Here is a 15,465-nt window from a genome sequence, read left to right as displayed (position 1 = left end):
CGTGGCTTCGAAATGGACTTCGCTGAACTGTTGCTGGAAGACTACAAAGCCTCCCTGAAATACCTCAGCGATCACCCGAAACTGCAGGGTATTGCCCAGCAGAACAGCTTTAAACATACCTGATAACGTTTAAGTGGTAATGCTGTCCCGGAACGCTCCTGTTTCGGGACAAATTCCAAAGTCTGTTCACTGGCATTAGCAACGGAAAATATTGCTCTGAACACGCTTCAGAACAAGACAGGTGCGGTTCCGACAGGAATACCGTTTTAGGGGGATAATATGGCTACATCGGTACAGACAGGTAAAGCTAAGCAGCTAACATTACTTGGATTCTTCGCCATTACGGCGTCGATGGTAATGGCTGTTTATGAATACCCGACATTCGCAACATCTGGTTTTTCATTAGTCTTCTTCCTGCTATTAGGCGGGATTTTATGGTTTATTCCCGTGGGCCTCTGTGCTGCGGAAATGGCTACCGTGGACGGCTGGGAGGAAGGTGGTGTTTTCGCCTGGGTATCGAATACCCTGGGGTTGAAATGGGGATTTGCAGCTATCTCATTTGGCTATCTGCAAATCGCTATCGGCTTTATTCCAATGCTCTATTTCGTGTTAGGGGCGCTCTCCTACATCCTTAAATGGCCTGCACTGAATGAAGACCCGGTAACGAAAACCATTGCAGCACTCATCATTCTTTGGGCACTGGCATTAACGCAGTTCGGCGGCACGAAATATACGGCGCGAATTGCTAAAGTCGGCTTCTTCGCCGGGATCCTGCTGCCTGCATTTATTTTGATCGCATTAGCGGCTATTTACCTGCACTCCGGTGCGCCGGTTGCTATCGAAATGGATGCAAAAACCTTCTTTCCTGATTTCTCAAAAATTGGCACGCTGGTTGTGTTTGTTGCCTTCATCCTGAGTTATATGGGGGTGGAAGCATCCGCAACGCACGTCAATGAAATGAGTAATCCAGGGCGCGATTATCCATTAGCCATGCTGCTATTGATGGTGGCGGCAATCTGCTTAAGCTCGGTTGGTGGTTTGTCCATTGCGATGGTCATTCCGGGTAATGAAATCAACCTCTCCGCAGGGGTGATGCAAACCTTTACCGTTCTGATGTCCCATGTGGCACCGGAAATTGAGTGGACGGTACGCGTGATCTCCGCCCTACTGCTGTTGGGGGTACTGGCAGAAATAGCATCCTGGATTGTCGGCCCTTCTCGCGGTATGTATGTCACTGCACAGAAAAACCTGCTGCCCGCCAGCTTCGCCAAAATGAACAAAAATGGCGTGCCGGTAACGCTGGTTATTTCCCAATTGGTGATCACTTCAATTGCGTTGATTATCCTCACCAATACCGGTGGTGGTAACAACATGTCCTTCCTGATTGCACTGGCACTGACAGTGGTGATTTATCTGTGTGCTTATTTCATGCTGTTTATTGGCTACATTGTATTAGTCCTTAAACATCCTGATTTAAAACGCACATTTAATATCCCTGGCGGTAAAGGCGTAAAACTGGTGGTAGCGATTGTCGGTCTGCTGACCTCAATTATGGCGTTTATCGTCTCCTTCCTGCCGCCGGATAATATCCAGGGTGACTCTACCGATATGTATGTTGAATTACTGGTGGTGAGTTTCCTGGTAGTACTCGCCCTGCCCTTTATTCTCTATGCCATCCATGATCGTAGAGGCAAAGCGAATACCGGTGTAACACTGGAGCCAATTAACAGCCAGAACGCGCCGAAAGGCCACTTCTTCCTGCATCCACGTGCCCGTTCACCGCACTATATTGTGATAAACGACAAGAAACACTAACCCTATCTGAGTGGTAACAGTATAAGGGAGCGATAGTTAATCGCTCCCTTTTTCGTACCAGTTATCGTATTGACTTGCCCCAGATAAGTACGAGAATGAGCAACACATCTGTTTACCGGAAACCAGCATATATGGATATCTGCTCCCGAAACGTGAAATTCGCGCTCAAAAGACCAGCGGCGCTCGTTGCACTGGCTCTTTTACTGTGTAGTTGTAAGACAACACCGCCAACCACAATAGTTACACCACCAGCAGGCTTAAAACCACCAGCAACAGCGCAACAATCGTCGCAACCCATGCGTGGTATCTGGCTGGCCACTGTGTCTCGCCTCGACTGGCCCCCGGTTTCCTCGGTTAACATTAGTAACCCCACCACCCGAGCCAGCGTGCAACAACAGGCGATGATCGACAAGCTGGATCATCTGCAACGTCTCGGCATAAATACGGTCTTTTTCCAGGTAAAGCCCGATGGCACTGCCCTTTGGCCATCAAAAATTTTGCCGTGGTCAGATCTTATGACCGGCAAGATGGGTGAAGACCCCGGTTACGATCCGCTGCAATTTATACTCGATGAAGCCCACAAGCGTGGGATGAAAGTACACGCCTGGTTTAACCCCTATCGCGTGTCGGTTAATACTAAACCCGGAACAATCAGGGAATTGAATAACACCCTGTCGCAGCAACCTGCCAGCGTCTATGTGCAGCATCGCGACTGGATCAGGACATCGGGCGACCGTTTTGTTCTCGACCCGGGCATCCCTGAAGTTCAGGACTGGATCACATCGATAGTTGCAGAAGTCGTTTCCCGTTATCCGGTTGATGGTGTGCAGTTCGACGACTATTTCTACACCGAATCACCAGGTTCACTGCTTAACGATAACGAGACGTACCGCAAATATGGGGGCGCTTTTGCCTCGAAAGCAGACTGGCGACGCAACAATACCCAGCAGTTAATCGCGAAAGTATCGCATACCATAAAAAGCCTGAAGCCTGAGGTCGAATTTGGTGTTAGCCCGGCAGGCGTCTGGCGTAATCGCTCACATGATCCACTCGGTTCAGATACCCGTGGAGCTGCTGCCTATGATGAATCCTATGCGGATACCCGCCGTTGGGTCGAACAAGGTTTACTGGATTATATTGCCCCACAAATTTACTGGCCTTTCTCTCGTAGCGCTGCACGCTATGACGTATTGGCTAAATGGTGGGCAGATGTCGTCAAACCGACCAAAACTCGTCTCTATATCGGTGTCGCCTTCTATAAAGTTGGAGAACCCTCGAAGATAGAACCTGACTGGACAGTTAACGGCGGCGTGCCAGAACTGAAAAAGCAGCTCGATCTTAACGACGCTGTTCCAGAAATTAGCGGTACTATTTTGTTCCGCGAAGATTACCTGAATAAACCACAGACCCAGCAAGCCGTTAGTTATCTGCAAAGTCGCTGGGGAAGCTAATCCCCTTTTTTACTGTGTCATCGCCGGTGATTAAAGCACCGGCCTGTTACCTTTCAAAAAAGTCACATTCTCTTAATGTTAAATTATTTGCGTATAAGCAAATGGCCATAATCTCCTGATTAATTAGTATTAATATGAAAAACAAAGTGATGTTCGTCGCCACCGAAAAATAATCACGATGGGCTATACTCTTCAGAAGAACAGTAGCGTAGATTAAAACTGTCTAACTCGTTTATTTCTCTTCATTACATCTTCATATTTCAGGAGAATATGGTGCAATAAGCCTGTCCAGTGTGTTGCGTTTCGTTTTTTCGATCTCATTTGCCTTTCCAGTCGTATAAGGGGCTGAATTATGGAGATGTACTTTAAAAGAATGAAAGATGAGTGGACCGGATTAGTTGCCCAGGCCGCTCCCATCATTCGCACAAAAGCCGCAGAAATTGCCGTTACCCATGCCCATTACCTGAGCAATGAGTTTTATCGTATTGTACGCACTGACCCGCACGCCGAAGAGTTTTTGAGTAACGAACAGGTTGAAAGACAGCTCAAAAGTGCTATGGAAAAGTGGATTATCAACGTACTCTCTGCGCAAACGGACGATGTTGAAAGACTGATACAAATCCAACATACCGTGGCTGAAGTCCATGCTCGTATTGGCATTCCCGTGGAAATTGTCGAGATGGGTTTTCGCGTGCTGAAAAAAATCCTCTATCCAGTGATATTTTCCTCTGATTATTCGCCTGCGGAAAAACTTCAGGTTTATCATTTTTCGATTAACAGTATCGATATAGCCATGGAAGTTATGACCAGGGCGTTTACCTTTAGCGACAGTAGCGCCGCTAAAGAAGATGAGAACTATCGTATATTCTCATTACTGGAAAATGCTGAAGAAGAAAAAGAACGGCAAATAGCCTCATTACTTTCATGGGAAATAGATATTATTTATAAAGTTCTGTTGGATTCTGATTTAGGCAGTAGCCTACCGTTAAGCCAGGCTGATTTTGGCCTGTGGTTTAACCATAAAGGCCGCCATTATTTTAGTGGTATTGCTGAAGTAGGCCATATCTCCCGCCTGGTTCAGGATTTCGACGGAATTTTCAATCAGACAATACTCCATGCCAAAAATCTGAGTAACAAAAGCCTGCGAGTGAAATTTTTATTACAGATACGAAATACCGTATCGCAAATTATCACTTTACTACGAGAACTGTTTGAAGAAGTTTCTCGCCATGAAGTGGGAATGGATGTGTTAACCAAGCTACTCAACCGCCGTTTCCTGCCGACTATCTTCAAACGTGAAATTGCCCATGCCAATAGAACCGGCACGCCGTTGTCTGTGCTAATCATCGATGTTGATAAATTCAAAGAGATCAACGACACATGGGGACATAACACCGGTGACGAGATCTTACGTAAAGTCTCGCAGGCGTTTTACGACAATGTTCGCAGCAGTGATTATGTTTTCCGCTACGGTGGCGATGAATTTATCATTGTACTGACTGAAGCCTCAGAAACTGACACTTTACGTACCGCAGAACGTATACGCAGTCGGGTAGAAAAAACCAAACTAAAAGCTGCAAACGGCGAAGATATTGTCCTCTCTCTGTCCATTGGTGCCGCCATGTTTAATGGGCATCCTGATTATGAACGTTTAATTCAAATAGCCGACGAAGCTCTGTATATCGCTAAAAGACGAGGTAGAAACCGTGTTGAACTCTGGAAAGCCAGTCTTTAAATGCGCCCGGATGCAGAGGTAATCATGAAGCTAACCGATGCAGAAAATGCCGCTGACGGCATTTTTTTTCCCGCCCTTGAACAAAATATGATGGGGGCGGTGTTAATTAACGAAAATGATGAAGTGATGTTTTTCAACCCAGCCGCAGAGAAGCTCTGGGGATATAAGCGCGAAGAGGTCATTGGCAATAACATCGATATGCTCATCCCCCATAATTTGCGCCCTGCACATCCTGAATATATCCGGCATAACCGTGAAGGTGGTAAAGCGCGTGTCGAAGGAATGAGCCGGGAATTGCAACTGGAGAAAAAAGACGGCAGTAAAATATGGACACGATTTGCTCTGTCAAAAGTGACTGCCGAAGGGAAAATTTATTATCTGGCGCTGGTTCGGGATGCCAGCGTTGAAATGGCGCAGAAAGAACAGACCCGGCAGTTGCTCATTGCCGTAGACCACCTCGACCGACCTGTGATTGTGCTCGATCCTGAGCGTCATATCGTGCAGTGCAATCGCGCATTTACCGAAATGTTTGGCTACTGCATCAGCGAAGCCAGCGGTATGCAACCCGATACGCTACTTAACATTCCTGATTACCCGACAGATAACCGCATTCGCTTACAGCAACTATTGTGGAAAACCTCCCGCGATCAGGATGAATTTCTGTTATTGACGCGTACGGGTGAAAATATCTGGATTAAAGCGTCTATCAGTCCGGTCTATGACGTGCTTGCTCATCTACAAAACCTGGTGATGACCTTCTCAGATATCACCGAAGAACGGCAAATCCGCCAACTGGAAGGCAACATCCTCGCTGCCATGTGCAGTAGCCCACCGTTTCACGAAATGGGTGAAATCATTTGCCGTAATATTGAATCCATTCTTCATGAATCACACGTATCGTTGTATGCATTGCGTAATGGGATGCCAGTGCATTGGGCATCGTCCTCTCATGAGGTAGATGTAAAGAATGCACAAAGCTGGGCTGTCACCATTCGCCAGCGTGATGGTGCGCCTGCGGGGATACTGCAAATCAAGACCGCGGCAGGAACAGAAACCAGTGCATTTGTCGAACGTGTGGCAGATATCAGCCAGCATATGGCCGCACTGGCGCTGGAACAGGAGAAAAGCCGCCAGCACATCGAACAGCTAATTCAGTTTGATCCGATGACCGGTCTGCCAAATCGCAATAATCTGCACAATTACCTTGATGACCTGGTCGATAGAGCCGTCTCTCCGGTGGTGTATCTTATTGGCGTCGACCATATTCAGGATGTGATCGACAGCCTCGGCTACGCGTGGGCCGATCAGGCATTGTTAGAGGTCGTTAATCGTTTTCGCGAAAAACTCAAACCCGATCAGTATCTCTGCCGCGTTGAAGGTGCACAGTTTGTCCTCATTAGCCTGGAGGATGAAGTAAGCAACATTACCCAAATCGCTGATGAGCTACGCAACATCATTAGAAAGCCGGTCATCATTGACGATCAACCTTTTCCTTTAACCTTAAGCATTGGTATCAGTTACGACGTTGGCAAAAACCGTGACTACCTGCTTTCTACCGCCCACAATGCGATGGATTTCATTCGCAAAAATGGCGGTAACGGCTGGCAGTTCTTTAGTCCGACAATGAACGAAATGGTTAAAGAGCGGCTGGTATTAGGTGCGGCGCTGAAAGAAGCGATCAGCAACAACCAGTTGAAACTGGTTTACCAGCCGCAGATCTTCGCGGAAACGGGTGAACTGTACGGTCTTGAAGCTCTTGCTCGCTGGTACGATCCACAGCATGGTCATGTTCCCCCTTCCCGGTTTATTCCCCTCGCGGAAGAGATTGGTGAAATTGAAAACATTGGTCGCTGGGTCATCGCTGAAGCCTGTCGCCAGTTAGCAGAATGGCATAGCCAGAATATTCACATCCCGGCGTTATCCGTTAACTTGTCTGCGCTGCATTTTCGCAGTAATCAACTACCCAATCAGGTTTCCGACGCGATGGAAGCCTGGGCGATTGACGGCCACCAGCTAACAGTGGAAATCACCGAAAGCATGATGATGGAACACGATACGGAGATCTTTAAACGCATCCAGATCCTGCGGGATATGGGTGTAGGTTTATCCGTCGATGATTTCGGCACCGGCTTTTCTGGTTTATCACGCTTAGTCAGCCTGCCGGTAACAGAAATCAAAATTGATAAAAGTTTTGTCGATCGCTGTCTGACTGAAAAACGCATTCGCGCCTTGTTAGAAGCTATTACCGGCATTGGACAAAGCCTGAACTTAACCGTAGTGGCTGAAGGTGTAGAAACAAAAGAACAGTTTGAGATGTTACGCAAGATCCACTGCCCCGTTATTCAGGGCTATTTCTTCTCACGCCCTTTACCCGCCGAAGAGATCTCTGTCTGGATGTCTACTGCACTACCGCTTCAAATCGACGTTTAGTAAATCTTGCCCGCACTGGCGGGCAAGATTTCATGTATTCGTATTAAGCTATTTGCGCGCCGCTATATTAAAATCTGTACATAATACCCGCACCAATAATGTAATTATAATTCTGCATCCCTGGTGAATCTTTATCTTTTACACGTTCACCATTTTCTTTATGATAAATTGTTGTGTTACCAACATCATTAGAGAATCTACTCCATGATATTTCTGTAAAAATACGCGCCTGTGGATTAATGTTATACCCCACGTTAATAAGACCTGAGTAATATTTTTGGTTAGATACTTTATCTTTAAATGTAATGTTGCTCAAGTAATGCTGATCTGTGCCTTTCCCTTCTCCCCAGGCGCTATATTTAAATTGCGTTATAATATCAAAATCATGGTAGATATATTTACCAGAAAGACCTAAATAGGGAGCGCTGAATTTTTGTTGGTAACCAATAACTTTTTGGCCATGAGGAATATCACCAATGTCGGCACCGTTGTCATAACTATAGTAACCGCCTTTCGCCAACCAACTGAAACGCGTCTCCTGATAGCCTAACACAGCGCCTAATTGGTAGTTTTGTTCCTTTAAAAACCAACCTGTCATATTGAGATCAAACTGATTTGCAAAATTTAACCGTGTTGCAGGATGATGTGACCAATCGCTCCAGTGTTGTTGCCCCGGCTCCAGCCAGTCATAATCATCCATTAGCGCACCGGCAGAGGCAAGCGTCGTCCAGCCGTTGGCATTAAGAGTCAGCCATGAGACTGCATCCCAGGTTACGCCCATTTTAACAATGGGCGTATTTTGAATTTTCCAGTCCAGTTGGCTAAGTGTGCCACCATTACTATAGACAAACTCACCTGACTCACCATTCAGAAATGAAAGAGAAGCATCAACAAAAACACTGTCAGGTGAGAAATTAAATTCTGAAGATGCACTTGCATACTGGCTTAGATAAATTAACACAATAAAAAAAGAGACCTTTTTCACCGACATGGCTTCATCCTTATTGAACAATATCAATTAGCAAATTAATTGAAATGAATTAATTTAAATAGATTTGAATTGGTTAAAATTAACTAAGTCTTACAATGGCACATATGATTCGCACCATCAAACAGAAAACATAAATAACCCAATATTTACTGATATTCTGAACGAAGTATAAATTCACAACCTGATGCAATAATGATTTTTTATGAGCAGAGGGGATAATGAGCAGAATAAAGATGCAGTTTAAATACGAGATCTCATTGGGATAAGGACAAAGTATCTGTGTAGATAACTTGCCGGATGACGCATCATCCGGCGAGAATTTATGCTTTCAACTGGTAATCCAGCGTAATTTCCGCTTTCAGTACCTGAGAAACCGGACATCCTGCTTTTGCTTTCTGGATAATACCGTCAAAGGTGGAAGCATCAATGCCCGGAACGGCGACTTCGCTTTTCAGTGCAATTTTAGTAATCGCAAAACCAGCATCCACTTTATCCAGTGATACATCGGCAGTGGTATCAATCGATGTTGGTGTGAATCCCGCTTCCCCCAGCATTAATGAAAGCGCCATCGAGAAACAAGCGGCATGTGCTGCACCAATCAGCTCTTCCGGGTTGGTTCCTTTTGCGCCTTCAAAACGCGTGTTAAACCCATACGGTTGTTGGTTCAGCACACCGCTCTCGGTAGATACTGTTCCCTTCCCGCGTTTGATATCGCCTTCCCAGTGTGCCTGACCTTTCTTATGGATTGTCATTGTTGCTCTCCTGTGGGCTTAAAAAGGAAATTATAGACTACGGGAGAAACAGCAAGAGGATAAGCAGGATATTCCGAATTAAACCGGCTAAAAAAATCACCTGCGCATTTAAATGGAATGACCGCACCGGATGTCTGGAAATATAGGATTAAAACGATACCCCAACAGATAAAAGCCAATAACATCATGCATTTAAAATATAAAAATCATCAACCAGGATTATTCCTGGTAACGAGACAATAAATATTTGCCATGCTGAATGTGCTTTATAAATCTGCGAGGCGTAGCAGACACCATAAATACACAGACAAGGAGGATCACTATGTTTACTTATTATCAGGCAGCAAATTCCACAGCAGAACCCGCTCTGGTTAACGCCATTGAGCAAGGCCTTCGGGCAGAGCACGGTGTTGTCACTGAAGATGATATTCTCATGGAGCTGACCAAATGGCTGGAAGCTTCTGATAACGACATCCTCAGTGATATCTACCAGCAAACTATTAATTATGTGGTCAGTGGCCAGCACCCTACACTTTAAGCTGCTATGCTTGATCCGCAACCTTAGGGGGTACGTTTCTTCGCTTTGGCGAATTGTCCTTAAAACTAGTAACAGGATTGAGGAGTTAAAATGAAATCGAACCGTCAGGCCCGTCATATTCTTGGACTGGATCATAAAATATCTAACCAGCGCAAAATAGTTACCGAAGGTGACAAATCCAGCGTGGTAAATAACCCAACCGGCAGAAAACGCCCCGCTGAAAAGTAAGTTTTAACAATCCGTCCTCAATGACGATTAAACACCATTGCCAGCGCAATGGTGTTTTTGTTTTTATCTGCTTTATACTTGGGCCGACGCCCTGGCGGTAAAGCAAAGACGATAAAAGCGCCCCAGGGATGGATATTCAAAAAAGAGTGAGTGACATGGAACCAAAAACAAAAAAACAGCGTTCGCTTTATATTCCTTACGCTGGCCCTGTACTGCTGGAATTTCCGTTGTTGAATAAAGGCAGTGCCTTCAGCATGGAAGAACGCCGTAACTTCAACCTGCTGGGGTTACTGCCGGAAGTGGTCGAAACCATCGAAGAACAAGCGGAACGTGCGTGGATCCAGTATCAGGGATTCAAAACCGAAATCGACAAACACATCTACCTGCGTAACATCCAGGACACCAACGAAACCCTCTTCTACCGCCTGGTGAACAATCATCTTGATGAGATGATGCCCGTCATTTATACCCCAACCGTCGGCGCGGCCTGTGAACGTTTCTCCGAGATCTACCGTCGTTCGCGCGGCGTGTTTATCTCTTACCAGAACCGCCACAATATGGACGACATCCTGCAAAACGTGCCGAATCACAACATTAAAGTGATTGTGGTGACGGATGGCGAACGTATCCTGGGCCTGGGTGATCAGGGTATCGGCGGGATGGGCATTCCAATCGGTAAACTGTCGCTCTATACCGCCTGTGGCGGCATCAGCCCGGCGTATACGCTGCCGGTAGTATTGGACGTTGGCACCAACAATCAGCAACTGCTTAACGACCCGCTGTATATGGGCTGGCGGAACCCGCGTATCACCGACGACGAATACTATGAATTTGTTGATGAATTTATCCAGGCCGTGAAGCAACGCTGGCCTGACGTGTTGCTGCAGTTTGAAGATTTCGCACAGAAAAACGCGATGCCGCTGCTGAACCGTTATCGCAATGAAATATGTTCCTTTAATGATGACATTCAGGGGACCGCCGCGGTAACGGTCGGAACGCTGATAGCAGCCAGTCGCGCGGCGGGTGGTCAGTTAAGCGAGAAAAAAATCGTCTTCCTCGGCGCTGGCTCTGCGGGATGCGGTATTGCGGAGATGATCATCGCCCAGACCCAGCGCGAAGGATTAAGCGAGGAAGCGGCGCGGCAGAAAGTGTTTATGGTCGATCGCTTTGGCCTGCTGACCGACAAGATGCCAAATCTGCTGCCTTTCCAGACCAAACTGGTGCAGAAGCGGGACAATCTCAGCGGCTGGGATACCGACAGCGATGTGCTGTCACTGCTCGATGTGGTGCGCAATGTCAAACCGGATATTCTGATTGGCGTCTCCGGACAGGCCGGGCTGTTTACGGAAGAGATCATCCGCGAAATGCACAAGCATTGCCCACGCCCAATCGTGATGCCTCTCTCTAACCCGACATCACGCGTCGAAGCCACGCCGCAGGACATTATTGCCTGGACCGAAGGTAATGCGCTGGTCGCCACTGGCAGCCCGTTTAATCCCGTGGTATGGAAAGATAAAATCTACCCTATCGCCCAGTGTAACAACGCCTTTATCTTCCCGGGGATCGGGCTGGGCGTTATTGCTTCCGGCGCGTCACGCATCACCGATGAGATGTTGATGTCGGCAAGTGAAACCCTGGCGCAGTATTCTCCTTTGGTGCTGAACGGCGAAGGTCTGGTATTGCCGGAACTAAAAGATATTCAGAAAGTCTCCCGGGCTATAGCTTTTGCGGTCGGCAAAATGGCTCAGCAACAAGGCGTGGCGGTGAAAACCTCCGCTGAAGCTTTACAACAAGCCATTGACGATAATTTCTGGCAAGCCGAATACCGCGACTACCGTCGTACTTCCATCTAAGTCTCTGCCCGGTAGTGAACACTGCCGGGCAATTTTTCTCTCCCTTTTTCAGATCTCATCCATACTGGGTAGTGGCGAATAAATCTCATTTGCCTCACCTGCTATGCAGAACATCATCCGAAAAGGAGGAACTATGAAGGCTGCGGTTGTTACGAAGGATCATCATGTTGACGTTACGGATAAAACGCTGCGCTCACTGAAACACGGTGAAGCTCTGTTAAAAATGGAGTGTTGTGGTGTATGTCATACCGATCTTCATGTTAAGAATGGCGATTTTGGTGATAAGACCGGCGTAATTCTGGGGCACGAAGGCATTGGTGTGGTGGCGGAAGTTGGCCCTGGAGTAACTTCATTGAAACCAGGCGATCGCGCAAGCGTAGCATGGTTCTTTGAAGGATGCGGTCATTGCGAATACTGTAACAGCGGCAACGAAACCCTCTGCCGTTCAGTTAAAAATGCCGGATACAGCGTTGATGGCGGGATGGCTGAAGAGTGCATCGTGGTCGCTGATTACGCGGTCAAAGTGCCGGATGGCCTGGACTCGGCTGCCGCCAGCAGCATTACCTGCGCGGGCGTCACCACCTATAAAGCGGTGAAACTGTCAAAAATTCGCCCCGGGCAGTGGATTGCTATCTACGGTCTTGGCGGTCTGGGCAACCTCGCCCTGCAATATGCGAAGAATGTCTTTAACGCCAAAGTGATCGCCATTGATGTCAATGATGAGCAACTGAAACTGGCGACCGAGATGGGCGCTGATTTAGCAATTAACTCACGCTCTGAAGATGCTGCCAAAATTGTGCAAGAGAAAACCGGTGGCGCTCATGCCGCGGTGGTGACGGCGGTAGCAAAAGCCGCATTTAACTCGGCGGTCGACGCCGTTCGCGCAGGTGGGCGTGTCGTGGCTGTAGGTCTACCGCCGGAATCTATGAGTCTTGATATTCCACGGCTGGTGCTGGATGGCATTGAAGTCGTAGGTTCGCTGGTCGGCACGCGCCAGGATTTAACCGAAGCCTTCCAGTTTGCCGCCGAAGGTAAAGTGGTGCCAAAAGTCGCCCTGCGTCCGTTAGCGGACATCAACACCATCTTTACCGAGATGGAAGAAGGTAAAATCCGTGGCCGTATGGTGATTGATTTCCGTCGCTAAGAGTCCTTTGCTGCGACTGCCATGTTCGGGTCGCAGCCTGTTTTGCGAGACGCTTTCCGCAATTTCACTCTTCTTCTTTTCCTCCCCGATCTTTCCCCTCACAATTCGCGAAAACGTAGCGAAATTTGTTGCGCTGCACGGAACAATAGTGATAGTGTTCCTTTCGAAGGAACAAGGATGAAGAGATGATAATGAATTTCAGACACAAGGGATTGCGTGACTTGTTTCTTCTCGGCAAAACCTCCGGCGTTATACCGACGCAAGTCAAACGATTACGCCACCGACTCGCTGTAATTGATGCAGCAAGCTGTCTTGCTGATATCGATATGCCCGGTTACCGACTACACCCGTTAAGCGGCGATCGCGATGAAATTTGGACGATATCTGTCTCGGGCAACTGGCGAATCACATTTGAATTCGTCAATGGCGATGCATACATACTGGATTACGAGGACTATCACTGATGAAAATGGCCAATCATCCCCGCCCGGGGGACATTATTCAGGAATCACTGGACGAACTTAATGTCAGCCTGCGCGAGTTTGCCAGAGCAATGGAAATTGCTCCCTCAACGGCAAGCCGATTGCTGACCGGAAAAGCAGCTTTGACACCAGAAATGGCGATTAAACTTTCCGTGGTGATCGGCAGTTCGCCGCAAATGTGGCTGAATCTGCAAAACGCCTGGAGCCTGGCAGAGGCTGAAAAAACGGTGGATGTGTCGCGACTGCGCCGTCTGGTTACGCAATAAAAAAATGGCACCTTATAAAGCGCCATTTGAAACTGATGACAAACGCAACATTGCCCGATGCGCTACGCTTATCAGGCCTACACGTTCACTGCAATCTATTCTGCAATCTATTGGATTTGAACGGTTTGTAGGCCGGATAAGGCGTTCACGCCGCATCCGGCATGAACAAAGTGCACGTTATCTACAATAAAAAATGGCGCCTTTTACAGCGCCATTTTCAGCTTAAAGCTCAAAAGAGATTATATCCCTTCTTCACTCTCTTTTTTCGCTTCGGCCTTTTCGATTTCACGATACCAGCGCGGATGGTGTTTCTTCGCCCAACGACGGCTCACCTTTCCTTCGACCATCCCTTTAATCGACCCTTTCACCCAGAATGCCATATACATATGGATCAGGATGGCGTGGATCAGGATGATACCCGCGGCTGCGTGGATCAGCAGACTGTAGCGGACAACCTGAATCGGGAAGTACTGCGCAAAGTACGGACGCCAGATAATCACCCCGGTCACCAGCAGCACGAAAATCATGCTCATGATCGACCAGAACATCATCTTCTGCCCGGCGTTGTACTTACCGACATCCGCCACTTTGTGCTCATTGCCTTTCAATACTTCGACAATGTTCAACAGCCACGGAATATCTTTCTTATCCGGGATGTTGTGATGCACAAAGCGGAAGAACATAAACATCAGCGCGACAAAAATCGCAATGCCGAAGAATGGGTGCAAAATGCGTCCCATCTGCGGCGTACCGAAGGTTTGCGTCAGCCATTGCAGCGTCGGGAAGAAGAACGAAATCCCGGAAAGTGCCACCAGGAAGAAGCAAATCACCACGGTCCAGTGACAGGCGCGATCAATAAACTTGGTGCGCACAATCATTTTCGACTTACTCATGATTTCCCTCCTCGTCATCGTCCACTTCCTTATTCGGGCCAATACCGATGTAGTGGAAAATCAACCCGGCAAAGGTGGCGATAAAGCCAGCCGCTGCCAGCGGTTTCAACGCGCCTTTCCACAAGTTCACCGAAGTATCAATCTTCGGCTCCTTCGGCAGACCGTGATACAGCTCTGGCTGATCGGCGTGATGCAACACATACATAACGTGCGTGCCACCAACCCCTTCCGGGTTGTAGACGCCAGCATGTTCGTAGCCACGCGCTTTCAGTTTCGCCACCCGCTGTTCCGCCAGCTCCAGCATCTCCTTCTTGGTGCCGAAGTGGATCGCCCCGGTCGGACAGGTTTTCACACAAGCCGGTTCCTGGCCGACGCTGACGCGATCGACGCAGAGGGTGCATTTATATACCCGGTTATCCTCTTTGTTGAGGCGCGGAATATTAAACGGACACCCGGCAATGCAGTAACCACAGCCGATGCAGTTTTCCGACTGAAAATCGACAATGCCGTTAGCGTACTGAATGATTGCACCGGCAGACGGACACGCCTTCAGGCAGCCCGGATCTTCACAGTGCATACAGCCGTCTTTACGGATCAGCCACTCCAGCTTACCGTTCTGTTCGGTTTCGCTAAAGCGCATCACCGTCCAGGATTTGGCGCTCAGATCGGCGGGGTTATCGTAGACCCCGACGCAGTGCCCCACTTCATCACGGATGTCGTTCCACTCCGAACATGCCACCTGGCAGGCTTTACAGCCGATACAGGTGGAAACGTCGATAAGTTTCGCGACTTCTGCTTTGTAATCACGCACCTGCGAAGGCGGCGTGATGGAGTTAGTTGCGGACCTTTTGATAATGTCCTGCGTTTCCATAGCCATCTGTTCGCCC

15 protein-coding genes are annotated in these 15,465 nt (G+C 47.9%); 11 read left to right on the top strand and 4 right to left on the bottom strand.

Features of this window, described 5'->3' with window-relative positions; all coding sequences use genetic code 11:
* The 5 genes from C0K55_RS26710 to dosP form a co-directional block, all read left to right on the top strand.
* A partial coding sequence (locus tag C0K55_RS26710) for a hypothetical protein (RefSeq protein WP_001684489.1) occupies positions 1-123 on the top strand: 123 nt, incomplete at its 5' end.
* Between the two features lie 156 nt (positions 124-279).
* A complete protein-coding gene (gene gadC / locus C0K55_RS20750; RefSeq protein ID WP_001516379.1) occupies positions 280-1,815 on the top strand; it encodes an acid resistance gamma-aminobutyrate antiporter GadC in 1,536 nt (511 codons plus the stop codon).
* 131 nt (positions 1,816-1,946) lie between these two features.
* On the top strand, positions 1,947-3,266 hold the full coding sequence (locus C0K55_RS20745) for a family 10 glycosylhydrolase (RefSeq protein WP_016248698.1): 1,320 nt from the start codon (positions 1,947-1,949) through the stop codon (positions 3,264-3,266).
* Positions 3,267-3,618: 352 nt separating this feature from the next.
* Entirely contained in the window at positions 3,619-5,001 is a 1,383-nt protein-coding gene (gene dosC, locus C0K55_RS20740; protein ID WP_000426259.1) for a diguanylate cyclase DosC, read from the top strand.
* Positions 5,002-5,025: 24 nt separating this feature from the next.
* The gene (dosP, locus tag C0K55_RS20735) at positions 5,026-7,431 is read left to right on the top strand and encodes an oxygen-sensing cyclic-di-GMP phosphodiesterase DosP (protein WP_072274857.1); all 2,406 of its coding nucleotides are present in this window, start codon (positions 5,026-5,028) and stop codon (positions 7,429-7,431) included.
* A gap of 67 nt (positions 7,432-7,498) precedes the next feature.
* Here dosP and C0K55_RS20730 read toward each other — a convergent pair whose 3' ends face one another.
* Together C0K55_RS20730 and osmC are read right to left on the bottom strand one after the other, a co-directional pair.
* Positions 7,499-8,422, bottom strand: a complete 924-nt coding sequence (locus tag C0K55_RS20730) for an omptin family outer membrane protease (protein ID WP_001516383.1) — start codon at positions 8,420-8,422, stop codon at positions 7,499-7,501.
* Between the two features lie 320 nt (positions 8,423-8,742).
* A complete protein-coding gene (gene osmC / locus C0K55_RS20725; protein ID WP_000152293.1) occupies positions 8,743-9,174 on the bottom strand; it encodes a peroxiredoxin OsmC in 432 nt (143 codons plus the stop codon).
* A 322-nt stretch (positions 9,175-9,496) separates the two neighbouring features.
* Between osmC and bdm the strand changes: the two genes are divergently transcribed.
* From bdm to C0K55_RS20690, 6 genes are all read left to right on the top strand, one after another.
* Positions 9,497-9,712, top strand: coding sequence for a biofilm-dependent modulation protein (bdm, locus tag C0K55_RS20720; protein ID WP_000495761.1), 216 nt, complete (start codon positions 9,497-9,499; stop codon positions 9,710-9,712).
* 90 nt (positions 9,713-9,802) lie between these two features.
* Positions 9,803-9,940: a stationary-phase-induced ribosome-associated protein gene (gene sra / locus C0K55_RS20715; RefSeq protein WP_000841554.1), complete on the top strand. Its 138-nt coding sequence runs from the start codon at positions 9,803-9,805 to the stop codon at positions 9,938-9,940.
* A gap of 155 nt (positions 9,941-10,095) precedes the next feature.
* Positions 10,096-11,793 carry a malate dehydrogenase gene (gene maeA, locus C0K55_RS20710; RefSeq protein ID WP_001516384.1) on the top strand — a complete coding sequence of 566 codons (1,698 nt, stop codon included), beginning with the start codon at positions 10,096-10,098 and terminating at the stop codon, positions 11,791-11,793.
* Between the two features lie 133 nt (positions 11,794-11,926).
* Entirely contained in the window at positions 11,927-12,937 is a 1,011-nt protein-coding gene (gene adhP / locus C0K55_RS20705; protein ID WP_000642389.1) for an alcohol dehydrogenase AdhP, read from the top strand.
* A gap of 185 nt (positions 12,938-13,122) precedes the next feature.
* Positions 13,123-13,401 carry a type II toxin-antitoxin system RelE/ParE family toxin gene (locus C0K55_RS20695; protein ID WP_016248700.1) on the top strand — a complete coding sequence of 93 codons (279 nt, stop codon included), beginning with the start codon at positions 13,123-13,125 and terminating at the stop codon, positions 13,399-13,401.
* The gene (locus C0K55_RS20690) at positions 13,401-13,685 is read left to right on the top strand and encodes a HigA family addiction module antitoxin (RefSeq protein ID WP_000781370.1); all 285 of its coding nucleotides are present in this window, start codon (positions 13,401-13,403) and stop codon (positions 13,683-13,685) included. Before C0K55_RS20695 ends, C0K55_RS20690 begins: the two co-directional genes overlap by 1 nt.
* Before the next feature lie 239 nt (positions 13,686-13,924).
* On the opposite strand, the gene fdnI is transcribed toward C0K55_RS20690, so the two are convergent.
* Both fdnI and fdnH read right to left on the bottom strand, forming a co-directional pair.
* Positions 13,925-14,578: a formate dehydrogenase-N subunit gamma gene (gene fdnI / locus C0K55_RS20685; RefSeq protein WP_000045637.1), complete on the bottom strand. Its 654-nt coding sequence runs from the start codon at positions 14,576-14,578 to the stop codon at positions 13,925-13,927.
* Positions 14,571-15,455 carry a formate dehydrogenase N subunit beta gene (fdnH, locus tag C0K55_RS20680; protein WP_001240589.1) on the bottom strand — a complete coding sequence of 295 codons (885 nt, stop codon included), beginning with the start codon at positions 15,453-15,455 and terminating at the stop codon, positions 14,571-14,573. Before fdnH ends, fdnI begins: the two co-directional genes overlap by 8 nt.
* Positions 15,456-15,465: the final 10 nt, after the last annotated feature.

It is taken from the genome of Escherichia sp. MOD1-EC6098 (assembly GCF_002965865.1).
Classification (GTDB): domain Bacteria; phylum Pseudomonadota; class Gammaproteobacteria; order Enterobacterales; family Enterobacteriaceae; genus Escherichia; species Escherichia marmotae.
The sequence above is the reverse complement of the archived record's forward strand: the minus strand, read 5'-3'. Positions and strand labels throughout refer to the sequence as shown.